14 protein-coding genes are annotated in these 14,543 nt (G+C 60.7%); 12 read left to right on the top strand and 2 right to left on the bottom strand.

Features of this window, described 5'->3' with window-relative positions:
* The first annotated feature begins 67 nt into the window (after positions 1 to 67).
* The 9 genes from pheS (at position 68) to OOZ52_RS12635 (ending at position 9,997) form a co-directional block, all read left to right on the top strand.
* Positions 68 to 1,168, top strand: a complete 1,101-nt coding sequence (gene pheS, locus OOZ52_RS12675; RefSeq protein ID WP_274698901.1) for a phenylalanine--tRNA ligase subunit alpha — start codon at positions 68 to 70, stop codon at positions 1,166 to 1,168.
* Complete coding sequence (pheT, locus tag OOZ52_RS12670) at positions 1,165 to 3,558, top strand: phenylalanine--tRNA ligase subunit beta (protein WP_274698900.1); 2,394 nt, start codon at positions 1,165 to 1,167, stop codon at positions 3,556 to 3,558. Before pheS ends, pheT begins: the two co-directional genes overlap by 4 nt.
* 5 nt (positions 3,559 to 3,563) lie before the next feature.
* Entirely contained in the window at positions 3,564 to 5,114 is a 1,551-nt protein-coding gene (locus tag OOZ52_RS12665; RefSeq protein ID WP_274698899.1) for a peptide chain release factor 3, read from the top strand.
* Positions 5,115 to 5,145: 31 nt separating this feature from the next.
* On the top strand, positions 5,146 to 5,721 hold the full coding sequence (locus OOZ52_RS12660) for a pyridoxamine 5'-phosphate oxidase family protein (protein ID WP_274698898.1): 576 nt from the start codon (positions 5,146 to 5,148) through the stop codon (positions 5,719 to 5,721).
* Positions 5,721 to 6,416, top strand: a complete 696-nt coding sequence (locus OOZ52_RS12655) for an endonuclease/exonuclease/phosphatase family protein (RefSeq protein WP_274698897.1) — start codon at positions 5,721 to 5,723, stop codon at positions 6,414 to 6,416. Before OOZ52_RS12660 ends, OOZ52_RS12655 begins: the two co-directional genes overlap by 1 nt.
* Before the next feature lie 166 nt (positions 6,417 to 6,582).
* Entirely contained in the window at positions 6,583 to 6,921 is a 339-nt protein-coding gene (locus tag OOZ52_RS12650; protein WP_274698896.1) for a P-II family nitrogen regulator, read from the top strand.
* A 16-nt stretch (positions 6,922 to 6,937) separates the two neighbouring features.
* The gene (locus OOZ52_RS12645) at positions 6,938 to 8,260 is read left to right on the top strand and encodes an ammonium transporter (protein ID WP_274698895.1); all 1,323 of its coding nucleotides are present in this window, start codon (positions 6,938 to 6,940) and stop codon (positions 8,258 to 8,260) included.
* Positions 8,261 to 8,446: 186 nt separating this feature from the next.
* Positions 8,447 to 8,785 (top strand): P-II family nitrogen regulator, encoded by a 339-nt coding sequence (locus OOZ52_RS12640; RefSeq protein WP_274698894.1) that lies wholly within the window; start codon positions 8,447 to 8,449, stop codon positions 8,783 to 8,785.
* Positions 8,786 to 8,863: 78 nt separating this feature from the next.
* On the top strand, positions 8,864 to 9,997 hold the full coding sequence (locus tag OOZ52_RS12635) for an OmpA family protein (RefSeq protein WP_274698893.1): 1,134 nt from the start codon (positions 8,864 to 8,866) through the stop codon (positions 9,995 to 9,997).
* Here OOZ52_RS12635 and OOZ52_RS12630 read toward each other — a convergent pair.
* Together OOZ52_RS12630 and OOZ52_RS12625 are read right to left on the bottom strand one after the other, a co-directional pair.
* A complete protein-coding gene (locus tag OOZ52_RS12630; protein WP_274698892.1) occupies positions 9,994 to 10,872 on the bottom strand; it encodes a sterol desaturase family protein in 879 nt (292 codons plus the stop codon). The genes OOZ52_RS12635 and OOZ52_RS12630 overlap by 4 nt on opposite strands.
* A 6-nt stretch (positions 10,873 to 10,878) precedes the next feature.
* Entirely contained in the window at positions 10,879 to 11,277 is a 399-nt protein-coding gene (locus tag OOZ52_RS12625; RefSeq protein WP_274698891.1) for a hypothetical protein, read from the bottom strand.
* 227 nt (positions 11,278 to 11,504) lie between these two features.
* On the opposite strand from OOZ52_RS12625, the gene OOZ52_RS12620 reads away from it, so the two are divergent.
* The 3 genes from OOZ52_RS12620 to argF all read left to right on the top strand — a co-directional run bounded on the left by OOZ52_RS12620 (position 11,505) and on the right by argF (position 14,516).
* A complete protein-coding gene (locus tag OOZ52_RS12620; protein WP_274698890.1) occupies positions 11,505 to 12,263 on the top strand; it encodes a cold-shock protein in 759 nt (252 codons plus the stop codon).
* Between the two features lie 131 nt (positions 12,264 to 12,394).
* Entirely contained in the window at positions 12,395 to 13,585 is a 1,191-nt protein-coding gene (locus OOZ52_RS12615; RefSeq protein WP_274698889.1) for an aspartate aminotransferase family protein, read from the top strand.
* Positions 13,586 to 13,589: 4 nt separating this feature from the next.
* Positions 13,590 to 14,516, top strand: coding sequence for an ornithine carbamoyltransferase (argF, locus tag OOZ52_RS12610; RefSeq protein WP_274698888.1), 927 nt, complete (start codon positions 13,590 to 13,592; stop codon positions 14,514 to 14,516).
* Positions 14,517 to 14,543: the final 27 nt, after the last annotated feature.

Below are 14,543 nucleotides of genomic sequence, written 5' to 3'. Positions count from 1 at the left end.
TTGCCGCTTTGCCATTGGCGCAATTTCTCGCTAGCGGAGCGCCCTTCATTGAAGAAACCGGTATTCCATGACTGACATGCAATCGAACAAGGAAGCGGCACTGGCCGCGATCGCTGCGGCGAGTGATCTGGATGTGCTTGAAGCGCGGCGCGTGGAAGCGCTCGGCAAGAAGGGATGGGTGAGCGCTCTGTTGAAGACGCTTGGCCAGATGAGCCCGGAAGAGCGCAACGAGAAGGCGCCTGCCATTCAGGCGACGCGCGGCGAGATTGCTGATGCGATTGCTGCGCGCAAAGCGGAGCTGGAAGCTGCCGAGCTCGAAGCGCGTCTTGCCACAGAGACGCTCGACCTCACGCTCCCCGCACCAGAAACTCCGCGCGGCAGCGTGCATCCGGTGAGCCAAGTCATGGACGAGCTGGCAGAGATCTTCGCCGATATGGGCTTCTCGGTCGCGACCGGGCCCGAGGTGGAAGACGACTGGTACAACTTCACCGCATTGAACATGCCGGAAAGCCATCCGGCGCGCGCGATGCATGACACGTTCTATTTCCCCGACACGGCGCCCAAGGGCGGCAAGATGCTGCTGCGCACGCACACCTCTCCGGTCCAGATCCGCACGATGATGGCCGAGGGCGCACCCTTGCGCATTATTGCACCGGGCCGCGTGTACCGTTCGGACAGCGATGCGACACACACGCCTATGTTTCACCAGGTCGAAGGGCTGGTGATCGACAAAGGCATCCACCTCGGCCACCTCAAGTGGACGTTGGAGACTTTCCTCAAGGCCTTCTTCGAGAAGGACGATATCGTGCTGCGCTTGCGCCCGAGCTACTTCCCCTTCACCGAGCCTTCGGTCGAAGTCGATGTCGGCTTCGAGATCGTGGACGGCAAGCGCGTCCTCGGTGGCAGCGGCGATGCGCCGGGCCATGCGTGGATGGAACTGCTGGGCAGCGGCATGGTCAACCGCCGTGTGATCGAATTCGCCGGGCTCGATCCCGATGAGTGGCAGGGCTTCGCTTGGGGCCTCGGCGTCGATCGCCTTGCCATGCTCAAATACGGCATGGATGATCTTCGCGCCTTCTTCGATGGCGACGCGCGCTGGCTGGCACATTACGGGTTCAGCGGGCATGAACAGCCGACGCTTTCCGGCGGTGTAGGAGCGCGGTCATGAAGTTCTCGCTCGAATGGCTAAAATACTTCCTCGAAACCGATGCCACGGTGGAGGAAATCGCCGCGTCGCTCAACGCTATCGGTATCGAGGTCGAGGAAATCGACGATCCGGCAGAAAAGCTGGAAGGCTTCCGCGTGGCAGAAGTGCTGACCGCGAAAAAACATCCCGATGCTGATAAACTGCAGGTGCTCACCGTCAACACAGGTGAAGGTGATCCGCTGCAAGTCGTGTGCGGTGCACCCAACGCGCGTGCCGGGATGAAAGGCGTACTTGGTCTGCCCGGTGCCGAAGTTCCGGCCAATGGCATGAAGCTCAAGAAGAGCGCGATCCGTGGTGTCGAGAGCAATGGCATGATGTGCTCGGTGCGCGAGCTTGAGCTGGGCGACGAGCATGATGGCATTATCGAGCTGCCCGAGGATGCGCCGGTCGGTCAGACCTTCGCCGAATATCACAACGCCTCGCCGGTGTTCGATGTGGCGATCACGGCCAACCGGCCGGACTGCATGGGTGTCTACGGCATCGCTCGCGATCTCGCCGCAGCTGGCCTCGGCACGTTCAAGCTGATCGAGCCGGGCGCAATCGAGGCCAAGGGCGCGTGTCCCGTTGATATCCGCATCGATGATCCCGAAGGTTGCCCCGCATTCTATGGCCGCGTGATCAAGGGCGTCGACAACACCGTTCCCTCGCCCGACTGGATGCAGAAGCGCCTGATTGCCGCGGGCCAACGCCCGATCAGCGCGATTGTCGATATCACCAATTACGTGATGCTCGCCTTCGGCCGCCCGACGCATGCTTACGATCTTGCCAAATTGTCCGGTGCCGTCGTTGCGCGCCGCGCCAAGGATGGCGAGAAGGTGCTGGCGCTCAACGAGAAGACCTACACACTCGATTCCACCATGACCGTGATCGCAGACGATAATGGCGTGCATGATGTTGCCGGAATCATGGGCGGCGAACATTCGGGTGTGCAGCCGGAAACGACCGACGTGCTGCTCGAAGTAGCCTACTTCAATCCTGAAGCCATCGGCGTAACGGGCCGCAAACTTGGCCTTGCATCGGATGCGCGCACCCGGTTCGAGCGCGGTGTCGATCCGGCCTTCCTGGACGACGGCCTGTCCATTCTCACAAGCCTGATCCAGCGCGTGTGCGGCGGTGAAGCGAGCGAAGTTGTGCGCGCAGGTTCTCCGCCAAGCGAACCCAAGGTGATTGCCTTCGACCCTGCGATGACCGTCAGGCTCGGCGGTGTCGAAGTGGCCGAAGACGAGCAAAAGCGTATCCTTGAAAGTCTCGACTTTGCGGTCGACTCCGCCTGGAACGTCACTTGCCCGCTGCGCCGCCACGATATCGAAGGCCCGGCTGACCTCGTTGAGGAAGTCGTGCGCATCTATGGTCTCGACAAGGTCGAAAGCGTTGCCCTGCCGCGCGCCGATGGCGTGGCGCGTCCTACCTCATCGCCAGATCAGCTGCGCGAGCGCCGCGTTCGCCGTGCTGCGGCTGCGCGTGGCCTGCACGAAGCGGTGACCTGGTCCTTCTTGCCCACGGATGAGGCAGAGCACTTTGCCGATGGCCAGCCGCTTTGGGTGCTCGACAATCCGATCAGTGAAGACATGAAGGCTATGCGCCCCTCTTTGCTGCCGGGTCTGCTTTCCGCCGCGAAGCGCAATGCCGATCGCGGTGCGAGCTCGTTGCGCGTTTTTGAAGTCGGGCGCCGCTACCTTCGCAGCGCCGATGGCTCTTCAGACGAACATCCAACGCTCGCCGTGCTGCTTGCGGGCGAAAAGACTGGCCGTGGCTGGAAGAGCGGAAAGGCTGTTCCGTTCGACGCCTATGATGCCAAGGGCGAAGCCGAAGCGCTGCTGGCAGAAGCCGGTGCACCGGTCGCGAACCTGATGGTGATGGGCGATGCTGGTCCGCAATTCCATCCCGGCCAATCGGGCACTCTCCGACTCGGCCCCAAGAACGTGCTCGCCCGCTTTGGCGCATTGCACCCCGCCACGCTTGATGCCTTCGATGTCGATGGCCCGGTGGTCGCGGTCGAGATCTATCTCGATGCGATCCCGGCGAAGAAGGGCAAGCAAGGCTTTGCCAAGCCGCACTACGCGCCGCCCGCACTGCAGGCGGTGAAGCGTGATTTTGCATTCCTTGTGCCCGCGGAGCTACCCGCCAGCGATCTGCTACGGGCGGTAAAAGGCGCGGACAAGGCGAACATCGTCGATGCCAGCGTATTCGACGTATTTGCCGGACAGGGTGTGCCCGAAGGCAAGAAATCGGTCGCAGTCGAAGTGACGCTCCAGCCGGGCGAGAAGTCTTACAAGGATGACGAGCTGAAGGCGATTTCGGATGCCGTGGTCGCGGCTGCTGCAAAACAGGGCGCGGAGCTACGCGGTTAACACTCATGTCCAATCGCCGTACCTTCGCGATCATCTCGCACCCTGACGCGGGTAAGACCACGCTGACCGAGAAGCTGCTGCTGCAAGGCGGGGCAATTCACGCGGCAGGCGCGGTGAAGGCGCGCGGCGAGGCGCGGCGGGCGCGGTCTGACTGGATGAAGATCGAGCAGCAGCGTGGCATCTCGGTCACTTCGTCCGTGATGACGTTCGAGAAGGAATTTGCCGAAATCGGTGGGGGCGAGACCATCACCTTCAACCTGCTCGATACGCCGGGGCACGAGGATTTCTCGGAAGACACCTATCGTACGCTGACCGCGGTCGATTCCGCCATAATGGTGATCGACGCCGCCAAGGGTATCGAGCCACAGACGCGCAAGCTGTTCGAAGTGTGTCGCCTGCGTTCGGTGCCGATCATCACCTTCGTCAACAAGGTGGACCGCGAAGGCCGCGATCCGTTCGAGACGCTGGATGAGGTGGCGGACATGCTCGCGCTCGACGTGAGCCCACAGATGTGGCCCATCGGCATGGGCGGGCTATTTGAAGGCTTGCTGGATTTCCGCACCGAAGAGGTCGCGCGGGTCGAGGGCGGCTCCAAGGAATATCTCGGCAAGCGCGATGCTCTCAGCGATGCAAACATTCCGGAAAACTTCGAGGAGGAGTACCAGCTCGCCCAGGCGGGCTATCCCGAGTTCGATCTCGAGGCTTATCGCAAAGGTGATCTGACGCCGGTCTATTTTGGCTCGGCGCTCAAGAACCTCGGCGTGGAAGAGCTGATCGATGCGATTGCCCGCTACGCTCCGTCACCGCGTCCGCAGCCTGCGGGTGAGGAGAAGATCGGGCCGGACTACAACGAAGTCACCGGCTTCATCTTCAAGGTGCAGGCCAACATGGACCCGAACCACCGCGATCGCATCGCGTTCATGCGGCAGGTTTCCGGCACATTCAAACGCGGGATGAAGCTGACGCCGAGCGGTCTTGGCAAACCCATCGCGGTGCACTCGCCCATCCTGTTTTTCGCGCAGGACCGCGAGATTGCCGACACTGCCGAGCCGGGCGATATCATCGGCATTCCCAACCACGGCACCCTGCGTGTCGGCGATACGCTGAGCGAGAAGGACACGGTACGCTTCACCGGCTTGCCCAACTTCGCGCCGGAAATCTTGCGCCGCGTGCAGCTGAAGGACCCGACCAAGACCAAGCAGTTGCGCAAGGCGCTCGATGACCTTTCGGAAGAGGGCGTGATCCAGGTGTTCTACCCTGAGATCGGTGGGTCGAGCATCGTCGGCGTTGTCGGCCAGCTTCAGCTCGACGTGCTGATTTCGCGACTGGGTGCTGAGTATAAGGTCGAAGCCGCACTCGAAGCCTCACCCTTTGCTACCGCGCGTTGGTTGATCGGTTCAGACGAGGCGCTGCGCGAATTCGAGCGGTATAATCAGGGCAACCTTGCGAAGGACCGCGATGGCGATCTTGTCTTCATGGCGAAGAGCGCGTGGGATGTCGGCTATCAGGAAGAGAAGAATCCTGAGCTGAAATTCTCGGCGACCAAGGAGCGGTGACAAGTCGTGCGGGTGAGCCTAGTCTCTCCCCATGGCCGATTTCACTGATACCCTCACCGATAAGCACATCGCGATGATCGCGAAGCAGCCCGTGTTTTTTGTTGCGACCGCTGCGCCCGATGCGCGGATCAATCTCTCGCCCAAGGGCTATGACGCCTTCCGCGTTATTACGCCTGACCGCGTCGCCTATCTCGATCTGGGCGGATCGGGGAACGAGACCAACGCGCACCTGCTAGCCGATGGCCGGATTACGGTGATGTTCTGTAATTTCGAACAGCCCGCGCTGATCACGCGCATCTATGGCACGGGTAAGCCGGTGTTGCCCGCCGATGATGGCTGGGGCGAGCTTGCAGGGCACTTTACGCTTCTGCCGGGAACGCGGCAGATTTTCGATATCGCAGTCGATAGCGTGCAGACCAGCTGTGGCTGGGGCGTGCCCTTCATGGAGCATTCGGCAGAGCGCGACACGTTGAAGAAGTATCACGCACAAGCGGACCCCGAGAAATGGGCGAGCAAGCACAAGGGGCGTGTCGAAAGCATTGATGGCCTGCCTACACGCCCGACCGATCGCTACATCGCCGGAGAAGCTCCGCCTTCCGAAAGCTGATGCAGCTCACCTTCGCCAGCTACAATATTCGCAAGGCCATCGGGCGTGACGGAGATCGCAATCCCGCGCGCATTCTTGATGTGATTGACGAGCTGGGTGCGGACATCGTGGCCTTACAGGAAGTCGATATCCGTTTCGGCGCGCGCGAAGGTGTGATTGAGCGGATCGCGCTGTCTCATCGCGGGTGGCAAGTCGCCTCTGTGCCTATGAAGCCGCAGAGCCTGGGTTGGCACGGCAATGCCTTGCTGGTGCGTGAGGGGATCGGGATCGAGGAGGTCGCCGGCGATCACCTTCCCCGGCTGGAACCTCGCGGCGCCGTGCGGGCGCTCCTGCATGTGGGCGGGCAGGACATCTGCGTTACCGGCGTACACCTCGATCTCAGCGGCTTGATGCGGCAACGCCAGCTGGCGCATATCTGCGGAGCCAGTCGCGCGCCCGACGTGCCTGCGGTCATGCTGGGCGACTTCAATACCTGGCGTGCGGTCTTCCCGCGCGGCCGCGGCCTGGCGGCACATTGGAACATGGTGGAGCCGGGGGAAAGCTTCCCTGCGCATCGCCCGTTCCTGTCGCTCGACCGGCTGGTCCATACCCCGCACTGGAACGTCGATAGCGCGCACGTCCACGCCAGCCCCCTGGCGCAGCTGGCCTCCGATCATCTGCCCATCCGCGTAGAGCTCACCCTGACCAATAATTGAGCAGCGTGCCTGTATTTTGTGCGTTGCAACATAAGCAATAAGCGCGAATCCTGACCTCCTCCTCGTGAAATTTCCATAAAGTCCATTTGGCACGGCCTTTGCAGAACATGTCTGTGCCGGGGTGGACCCCGGTCAAAGACAGAGGCCGGGAAAGCAGGGGTCAAAGATGAAATTTGTCATCGCCATTATCAAACCATTCAAGCTCGCCGAGGTGCGTGAAGCGCTCGCCGAGGTAGGCGTCGCCGGGATGACTGTCTCGGAAGTGAAAGGCTTCGGTCGCCAGAAGGGCCAGACCGAAATCTACCGCGGTGCCGAATATTCGGTGAACATGCTGCCCAAGGTGAAGCTCGAAGTGGCGGTGAGCGATGCGCTGATGCCTAAGGTGGTTGAAGCCATCCAGCAAACCGCCGGCACACAAAGCATCGGCGACGGGAAGATATTCGTGCTCGATCTCGCATCGACCACGCGCATCCGCACCGGCGAAACCGACGAAACCGCGCTGTGATCAGGGGAACGCCATCATGAAGAATACCATTTACAACCTTGGCGCTGTCGCCCTGACCGCGCTTTTCGCCGCGCAGCCTGCTTTGGCGGCGCCAGCCGCAGATGCAGCCGCTGCTGTGCCCGATCCGGGCAACAATGCCTGGATGATGACGGCGACAATTCTCGTGTTGATTATGATCCTGCCGGGGCTCGCGCTGTTCTACGGCGGTCTGACCCGGTCCAAGAACATGCTTTCTACCATGACGCAGATCGGCGCGACCGCCGCCTTGGTGATGATCGTATGGGTCATCTGGGGTTATTCGACCGCGTTCGGGCCCGAAGGCAATGCTTTCGTTAGCTGGGGCAACCTGTTCCTTACACAGACCACGGCGGACAGCACGGCAGCCACCTTCACCGATGAAGTGATTAGCGAATATGTATTCATCAGCTTCCAGATGACTTTCGCCGCGATCACTGCCGCGCTGATCCTTGGCGCGACGGCGGAGAGGATGAAGTTCAACGCGGTGATGCTGTTCGTGCCGATCTGGCTGACGCTCGTCTACTTCCCCATCGCGCACATGGTCTGGGCATCGGGGGGCCTGATGTTTGAGGACGGCGCTCTCGATTTCGCGGGCGGCACCGTGGTGCATATCAATGCAGGCATATCGGCCCTTGTGCTCGCCTACCTGCTTGGCAAGCGTCAGGGCTTTCCGGGCGAACTCACCCCACCACACTCCATGACCATGACGATGATCGGCACCGGCTTGCTGTGGGTTGGTTGGTTCGGCTTCAACGCCGGGTCAGCGCTTGAGGCTGATGGCTCTGCCGGTCTTGCAATGATCAACACTTTCGTCGCTACAGCCGCAGGCGCGCTGACCTGGATGGTTGTCGAAAAGCTCGCGGGTCACAAGGGTTCTGCACTGGGTTTCTGCTCGGGCGTGATTGCCGGGCTTGTTGCTGTGACGCCTGCCGCCGGAAATTCCGGTCCGTTCGGCGCGGTCCTGCTTGGCATCGCCTCGTCCGTAGTCTGCTACTTCGCGGTGGCCAAGCTCAAGCCTGCGCTGGGTTATGACGACTCGCTTGATGCTTTCGGCATTCATGGTGTGGGCGGTATCGTTGGCGCTATCGGCACCGGTGTAGTCTATTCGCCTCTTCTGGGCGGGCCGGGCGATGCCGAATTTGCCATGACTGCACAGCTGTTCATCCAGATCAAGAGCGTGGTGATCACGCTGGTCTGGGCCGGTCTCGGCACGGCTCTTGTGGGCCTGTTGGTCAAGTACACCATTGGCCTGCGTGTCACCGACGAGGCTGAACACTCCGGCCTCGACATCTCCGAACACGGAGAGCGTGCCTACAACTGACATCCGAATTGGCGGGGGAGGGATTGACCGTTCTCCTCCCATCCCCGTCAATCATCGTTCCTCCTGCGAACGTCAACTTCCAAAGGGCTGGAGCTACATGCTCCGGCCCATTTTTTTGTTGCATGCACATTGGGTGCCGCGCACATCAATGATGATGTCAGGCCACAGCAAGGCAGGAGAACGCTGATGAAAATCGTCATTGCCATTATCAAGCCGTTCAAGCTGGAAGAGGTGCGGGAAGCGCTAGCCGGGATCGGTGTTGCCGGGATGACGGTGTGCGAAGCCAAGGGCTTTGGCCGGCAAAAGGGGCAGACCGAAATCTATCGTGGCGCGGAATATGCTGTGAACATGCTGCCCAAGGTGCGGCTGGAAATCGCAGTGGATGATGATCTGGCGCCGCAGGTCGTGGAGACTATCCGCACTGCCGCCAACACCGGCCAGATCGGTGATGGCAAGATATTCGTTCTGGCGCTGGAAGGCGCAACGCGTATTCGTACCGGCGAAACTAATGAGAATGCCCTTTAGACCGCTTGGTTGCCAGCCGACTCCTGCCTGCGTAGACTAGGCACAATCTCGCAGGACTGCGGTGAATGGAGACTGGCGATGCAGAAGCGTTCTTGGAGTCTGGGTTTGGCTGCGATTGCTCTGTCCTCACCCGCGATTGCGCAGGACAATGAGAGGGATCGGGGCACATATATCGGTGCGGACCTCGGCGGCATTCTGGTCGAGGATTTTGACACCGACATTGGTACGGCAATCGAGGATGCGACGAGCTCGGGCGATACCGGCTGGGGCGCATCTGTGCAGCTGGGTCATGACTGGGGGCGCATCCGCACCGAGATCGAGGGCTCGTATCAATCCTTCGGCGCGGACGCGATTGATTCAGCCGCGCAGGGAATCCCCACCGGCGTGGAAAGCCTCGCCACCGGGCCGCAGGACTATGACGGGGACTTCACGCTCACATCATTGATGGCCAATGCGCTTGTCGATTTCGGCGGTGCGGATGATGTCCAGTTCTCCATCGGTGCAGGCGCGGGCCGCACGTGGATGAATGCCGATGCGGAGATCCCCGGCAGCGCGCAGGCCCACCTCGACACCAGCGATAGTGAATGGGCATGGCAGGGGCTCGCCCAACTACGCATACCGGTCGCCGACCGCGTCGATCTGGGATTGAAGTACCGCTACTTCAGCTCCCTCGAGTTCGAGGTCGATGACACGCTGGGCCGGTTGAACGATTTCGAGCTAGCAACACATACGTTGTCTGCCAGCCTCGTCGTATATCTGGGCGGCGATGAGGCCCCGCTCGCTCCTCCGGCTCCGCCCCCGCCACCCGTGCAACTGCCTCCACCTCCGCCACCACCAGTGCCGCCCGCTCCGGTGCCGCCGTGCAATTCAGGGCCCTACATTGTCTTTTTCGATTGGGACGAGAGCACTATCACGCCCGAGGCTGCATCAGTGCTCAACTCAGCTATCAGCGCCTATGGCAATTGCGGTACGAGCCGCATAATGTTGGCGGGCCATGCGGACCGATCTGGCCCGGCCACATACAATGTGCGCCTGTCCGAACGTCGCAACGCTACCGTCGTCGACTATTTAACCGTCCGCAACATTCCCGCGGGTCGGATTTCTACCGAGGCTTTCGGGGAAAGTGCGCCGCGCGTGGAGACTGCTGACGGGGTGCGCGAATTGCAGAACCGCCGGGTGGAAATCACTTACGGACCCGGTTCGGGGAACTAGCTTTCGCGGCGGTCCCACCGCGCGCGGATCATATCCGAGGTTTCACGGCTGCCATCGTGCGTCCAGCCGGGCTCCCGCCACAGGTAGTCGAGCTTGTGCCGCCACGGCGCGTGCCATAGATCCTTGGCTATCGCGATCCATTCGTGAAACACGCTGGTGATCAGGTTGAACGTGCCGAGCTGGTTGACGATGCCATAGCGAATTTGGTCCTCGTCATCCTCTGGCACAAAGGTTCCGAACATCTTGTCCCAGACGATGAAAACGCCGGCGTAGTTCTTGTCGAGATAACGCGGGTTCACCGCGTGATGGACCCGGTGGTGTGATGGCGTATTCATCACAGCTTCGAACCAGCGCGGCATGCGCCCGACGGACTCGGTGTGGATCCAGAACTGGTAGATCAGATTGATTCCACCACACGCGAGGATCATCGCCGGCTCAAACCCCGCGAAGGCCAGAGGTAGGCGGAAAACAAAGGAAAGCGCTATGAAGCCTGTCCAGCTCTGCCGGAGGGCGGTCGACAGATTGTAATGCTGGCTGGAATGGTGATTGACGTGGCTTGCCCAGAACCACCGCACACGATGCGCAGAGCGATGAAAGAGGTAATAGGCAAAGTCATCAAGCGCAAAGCACAGCGGCCAGGCCCACCAGACCCAGCCAATGCTGAAGGGAGAGACGTTGTGCGCCCACACCAGCATGGCGAGCACTGCCCCGCCGGTGAGCGCGCCGATCATTGTACTGCCGAGGCCAATGGCCAGAGACGTGGCCGTGTCACGTGATTCGTAAGCCTGCGGACGACGCTTGTGCGCCCACAACAGCTCTACCACAATCAGGATGATGAAGAGCGGAATCGCAAGGGTCACAGGGTCGAACGACATGGCCGCTTACCTAGCATCCGCCAGCGCTGAAACCCAGTCCGGCGGCATGTTGTCGAATCGCAACACAATTGGCCTGAGGCCTATGGATTGATCGCTTATCTGCAAGCGATCTTTTTCCAAGGATAGCTTTGCGCCAGCGCTCAGAATGCGGGCTACAAACTGGTTGCCGTGCGGAGCCAGCACCGCGCCTCTTCCGCTGGCATCTTGCGCCAAAGCGGCTTCACCTTCGCGATCCAGAAACACGTGTACCGGCTCAAACCCTCCAGCCGCAAGGCGCAGGCAGTGGGCGGCTTCCCCCTTGGAAGAGAGCTTTCCGTGGCGGGTGAAGCCCAGAAAATGGGCGAACACCACCAACGCGGAAATCGCGATCAGAGAGCCGCCAAATTTCAAGACCAGATCGTCCATGTTTGTCCCTTCGGGGGCACCCGATATGTGCTTGGTGGGGTTGCCGCCGAAACCCAAGGCCAGCCGCGTCATTCAATTGCAATACTAAATCGTTCGCATCGCCTTCAATTTACGTCTATACACACTGGCTGGACAGATGTGGGGGCGCCTCCTCATCGCTGGTCAGCGGATAATTCGTCCGCTCCGCTGATCATGATAACAGGGCGGGAATAAGGTTTTTTGAGTTCATGGGTTACGACAGAGGACGTCGCGGCAAGGGTCGGGACAAGCGTGATGGTTTCGGCGAAGAGGGTTTTGACCCGTTTATGGATGGCGGCCCCGCACCGGTTGACGGTGGCGGCTGGCGCGATGGCGGCAATGACCGCTTCGGCGGTGGCGACCGTTTCAACGATGATCGTGGTGGTGGCAACCGGGGCGGTGGCTTCGGTGGCGGCAATCGTGGTGGCGGATTTGGCGGCGGTGGCCGTGGCGGTCCGCGCGGCGGCGGTGGCGGCGGCATGCCGGCACAGGTCGTTGGCACCGGTCAGGGTAAGGTAAAGTTCTTCAACGCCCAGAAGGGCTTTGGCTTTATCGCCCGTGACGAAGGTGGCGAAGATGTCTTCGTCCACATCAGCCAAGTAGAACGCGCTGGTCTGGAGGGCCTCGCCGAAGGACAGGAGCTCCAGTTCAACCTCGTGGATCGTGGCGGCAAGGTGTCCGCTGCAGACCTCCAGATCGTTGGCGACGTGATTGAAGTGCAGAAGGCTGCACCCCAGCGAGAGCTGACGGGTGAAAAGGCCGTCGGCACCGTGAAGTTCTTCAACTCGATGAAAGGCTTTGGCTTCATCACCCGCGATGACGGCAAGGAAGATGCTTTCGTGCACATCAGCGCAGTGGAGCGTTCGGGTGTACAGAGCATTGACGAAGGCGACCGTTTCGAATTTGATCTCGAAGTTGATCGACGCGGCAAATATTCGGCCGTCAACCTGGTTCCGGTTCAGGGTTAAACCCTTTCGGGCACAGTATAGCGGCCAGTGTTTGACCGGCCGCCTGCTCCGGCATAGAGAGCATTGATCAGGCGGTCGGACCCACAAGGCCCGGCCGCCTCTCTCATACTTCGCGTTGAAGGATACCCCTGATGACCATTACCCCGTTGATGCCTGTTTACCCCCGGTGCGGCGTGCGGCCCGTCCGCGGCGAGCACTGCCACCTGATCGATGAGGACGGCACCCGTTATCTCGATTTCGCCAGCGGTATTGCGGTCAATCTGCTTGGGCACAGTCACAAGGGTCTGATCGGGGCGATCCAGCGCCAGGCCGAGACGCTGATGCACGTCTCCAATCTCTATGGCAGCCCGCAAGGCGAAGAGCTGGCGCAAAAGCTGGTCGACAAGACGTTTGCGGACACGGTGTTCTTCACCAACTCGGGCGCCGAATCGGTGGAATGCGCGATCAAGGCGGTGCGCGCCTATCACCAGCATGTCGGCAACGATGACAAGTTCGAGATCATCACGTTCAAGAACGCGTTCCACGGACGTACGATGGCGACGATAAGCGCGTCCAATCAGGAAAAGATGCACAAGGGTTTCAACCCGCTGCTGCCCGGCTTCAAATATGTCGAATTCGACGATCTCGAAGGCGCAAAGGCGGCGATTGGTCCCAACACGGCAGGCTTTCTGGTCGAGCCGATCCAGGGTGAGGGCGGCATTCGGCCAGCCAGCCAGGAATTCATGCAGGGTCTGCGCGATCTTGCCGACGAGCATGATTTGCTTCTGGCGCTCGATGAAGTGCAGTGCGGCGTCGCGCGCACGGGTACGCTCTATGCCTATGAGCAGTACGGCATCGTGCCTGACATCGTGGCGAGCGCCAAGGGTCTGGGCGGTGGTTTCCCGCTCGGTGCCTGCCTTGCGACCGAAAAGGCCGCGCGCGGCATGGTCTTCGGCACGCACGGATCTACCTATGGCGGCAACCCTCTGGCGATGGCCGCTGGCTCCGCCGTGATGGACGAAGTGGCGAATGAGGAATTTCTGGAGGAAGTGCGCGCCAAGGGCGAACGGCTGCGTTCGCGGATCGAACAGTTTATCGGAAACTATCCCGGTCTGTTCGAAGGTGTGCGCGGCATGGGCCTGATGCTGGGCATCAAGATGAAGTCCGAGCCACGGCCTTTCATGATCCACCTGCGCGACAAGCATGAGCTGCTGATGGTGGCGGCTGGCGATACGACGCTGCGCGTTCTACCGCCGCTGGTCATTGGTGATGCAGAGATGGATGAGTTCTTCGAAAAGCTCTCTGCCGGTGCTGCATCCTACGCGCCTGAAGACGCAGGCTAACTGAATGGCCGCTTTTCTCGATCTGTCTGATGCTGGCGGAAACGCGATCGCGGCGATGCTTGACGATGCGATTGCACGCAAGTCAGCTCGATCTGGCCATCCCAAGGGCCAGGTCGATAGTGACGCACCACTTGCAGGACATGTTCTGGCAATGGTGTTTGAGAAGAGTTCGACCAGGACGCGTGCGAGCTTTGATGTGGCCATGCGACAACTCGGCGGCAGCGCGCTTGTCCTTGATTCAGGCACATCCCAGCTGGGGCGTGGAGAGTCCGTTGCAGACACCGCTCGCGTACTCAGCCGGATGGTCGATGCAATCATGATGCGGACCGATGATCACGCCAAGATCGAGGAAATGGCGCGTCACGCGAGTGTGCCGGTGATCAACGGTCTGACTGATCGTTCGCACCCGTGCCAGATCGTGGCCGACCTGCTGACGATGATCGAGAAAGGCAAGGCATTGCCCGGGCTGGAAGTCGCGTGGTTCGGTGACGGCAACAATGTGTTGCATTCGATCTTGGAGGCGGCGGCGCTGATGAAGTTCAACGTCCGCGTGGCGACGCCAGCCGGATACGAGCCCGAAGCGGAATTTGTGGGAATGGCGCGCGATGCTGGGTGCGAAGTTACGCTTATGCAGGATGCGGCTGCTGCTGCGTCGGCCGCGGATGTCATCGTCACCGACACATGGGTTTCGATGGGTCAGGCCGATAGCGAGACGAAGCTTGCCGCGATGCAGCCTTACTGCGTCGATGCAGAATTGATGAAACGCGCGAAGAGCGATGCGATTTTCTTGCACTGTTTGCCCGCGCATGTCGGAGACGAAGTGACCGAGGAGGTTTTTGAAGGCGTGCAGTCGGTCGTCTTCGATGAAGCGGAGAACCGCATCCATGCACAAAAATCGATCCTGCTGTGGTGTTTCGGGAAACTCGCCTGATCTCTTTCAATGACGGTATGAGCCCCC

Origin of the sequence: Aurantiacibacter sp. D1-12 (genome assembly GCF_028858515.1) — a bacterium.
Lineage (GTDB): Bacteria > Pseudomonadota > Alphaproteobacteria > Sphingomonadales > Sphingomonadaceae > Alteraurantiacibacter.
Note: the sequence above shows the minus strand (reverse complement) of the source record. Positions and strands in the feature narration are given on the sequence as shown.

What these genes read in the sequence shown, in the direction of transcription:
- pheS (WP_274698901.1), top strand. Translation starts at nt 68, where the DNA reads ATGACTGACATGCAATCGAACAAGGAAGCGGCACTGGCCGCGATCGCT.
- pheT (WP_274698900.1), top strand. Translation starts at nt 1,165, where the DNA reads ATGAAGTTCTCGCTCGAATGGCTAAAATACTTCCTCGAAACCGATGCC.
- OOZ52_RS12665 (WP_274698899.1), top strand. Translation starts at nt 3,564, where the DNA reads ATGTCCAATCGCCGTACCTTCGCGATCATCTCGCACCCTGACGCGGGT.
- OOZ52_RS12660 (WP_274698898.1), top strand. Translation starts at nt 5,146, where the DNA reads ATGGCCGATTTCACTGATACCCTCACCGATAAGCACATCGCGATGATC.
- OOZ52_RS12655 (WP_274698897.1), top strand. Translation starts at nt 5,721, where the DNA reads ATGCAGCTCACCTTCGCCAGCTACAATATTCGCAAGGCCATCGGGCGT.
- OOZ52_RS12650 (WP_274698896.1), top strand. Translation starts at nt 6,583, where the DNA reads ATGAAATTTGTCATCGCCATTATCAAACCATTCAAGCTCGCCGAGGTG.
- OOZ52_RS12645 (WP_274698895.1), top strand. Translation starts at nt 6,938, where the DNA reads ATGAAGAATACCATTTACAACCTTGGCGCTGTCGCCCTGACCGCGCTT.
- OOZ52_RS12640 (WP_274698894.1), top strand. Translation starts at nt 8,447, where the DNA reads ATGAAAATCGTCATTGCCATTATCAAGCCGTTCAAGCTGGAAGAGGTG.
- OOZ52_RS12635 (WP_274698893.1), top strand. Translation starts at nt 8,864, where the DNA reads ATGCAGAAGCGTTCTTGGAGTCTGGGTTTGGCTGCGATTGCTCTGTCC.
- OOZ52_RS12630 (WP_274698892.1), bottom strand. Translation starts at nt 10,872, where the DNA reads ATGTCGTTCGACCCTGTGACCCTTGCGATTCCGCTCTTCATCATCCTG.
- OOZ52_RS12625 (WP_274698891.1), bottom strand. Translation starts at nt 11,277, where the DNA reads ATGGACGATCTGGTCTTGAAATTTGGCGGCTCTCTGATCGCGATTTCC.
- OOZ52_RS12620 (WP_274698890.1), top strand. Translation starts at nt 11,505, where the DNA reads ATGGGTTACGACAGAGGACGTCGCGGCAAGGGTCGGGACAAGCGTGAT.
- OOZ52_RS12615 (WP_274698889.1), top strand. Translation starts at nt 12,395, where the DNA reads ATGACCATTACCCCGTTGATGCCTGTTTACCCCCGGTGCGGCGTGCGG.
- argF (WP_274698888.1), top strand. Translation starts at nt 13,590, where the DNA reads ATGGCCGCTTTTCTCGATCTGTCTGATGCTGGCGGAAACGCGATCGCG.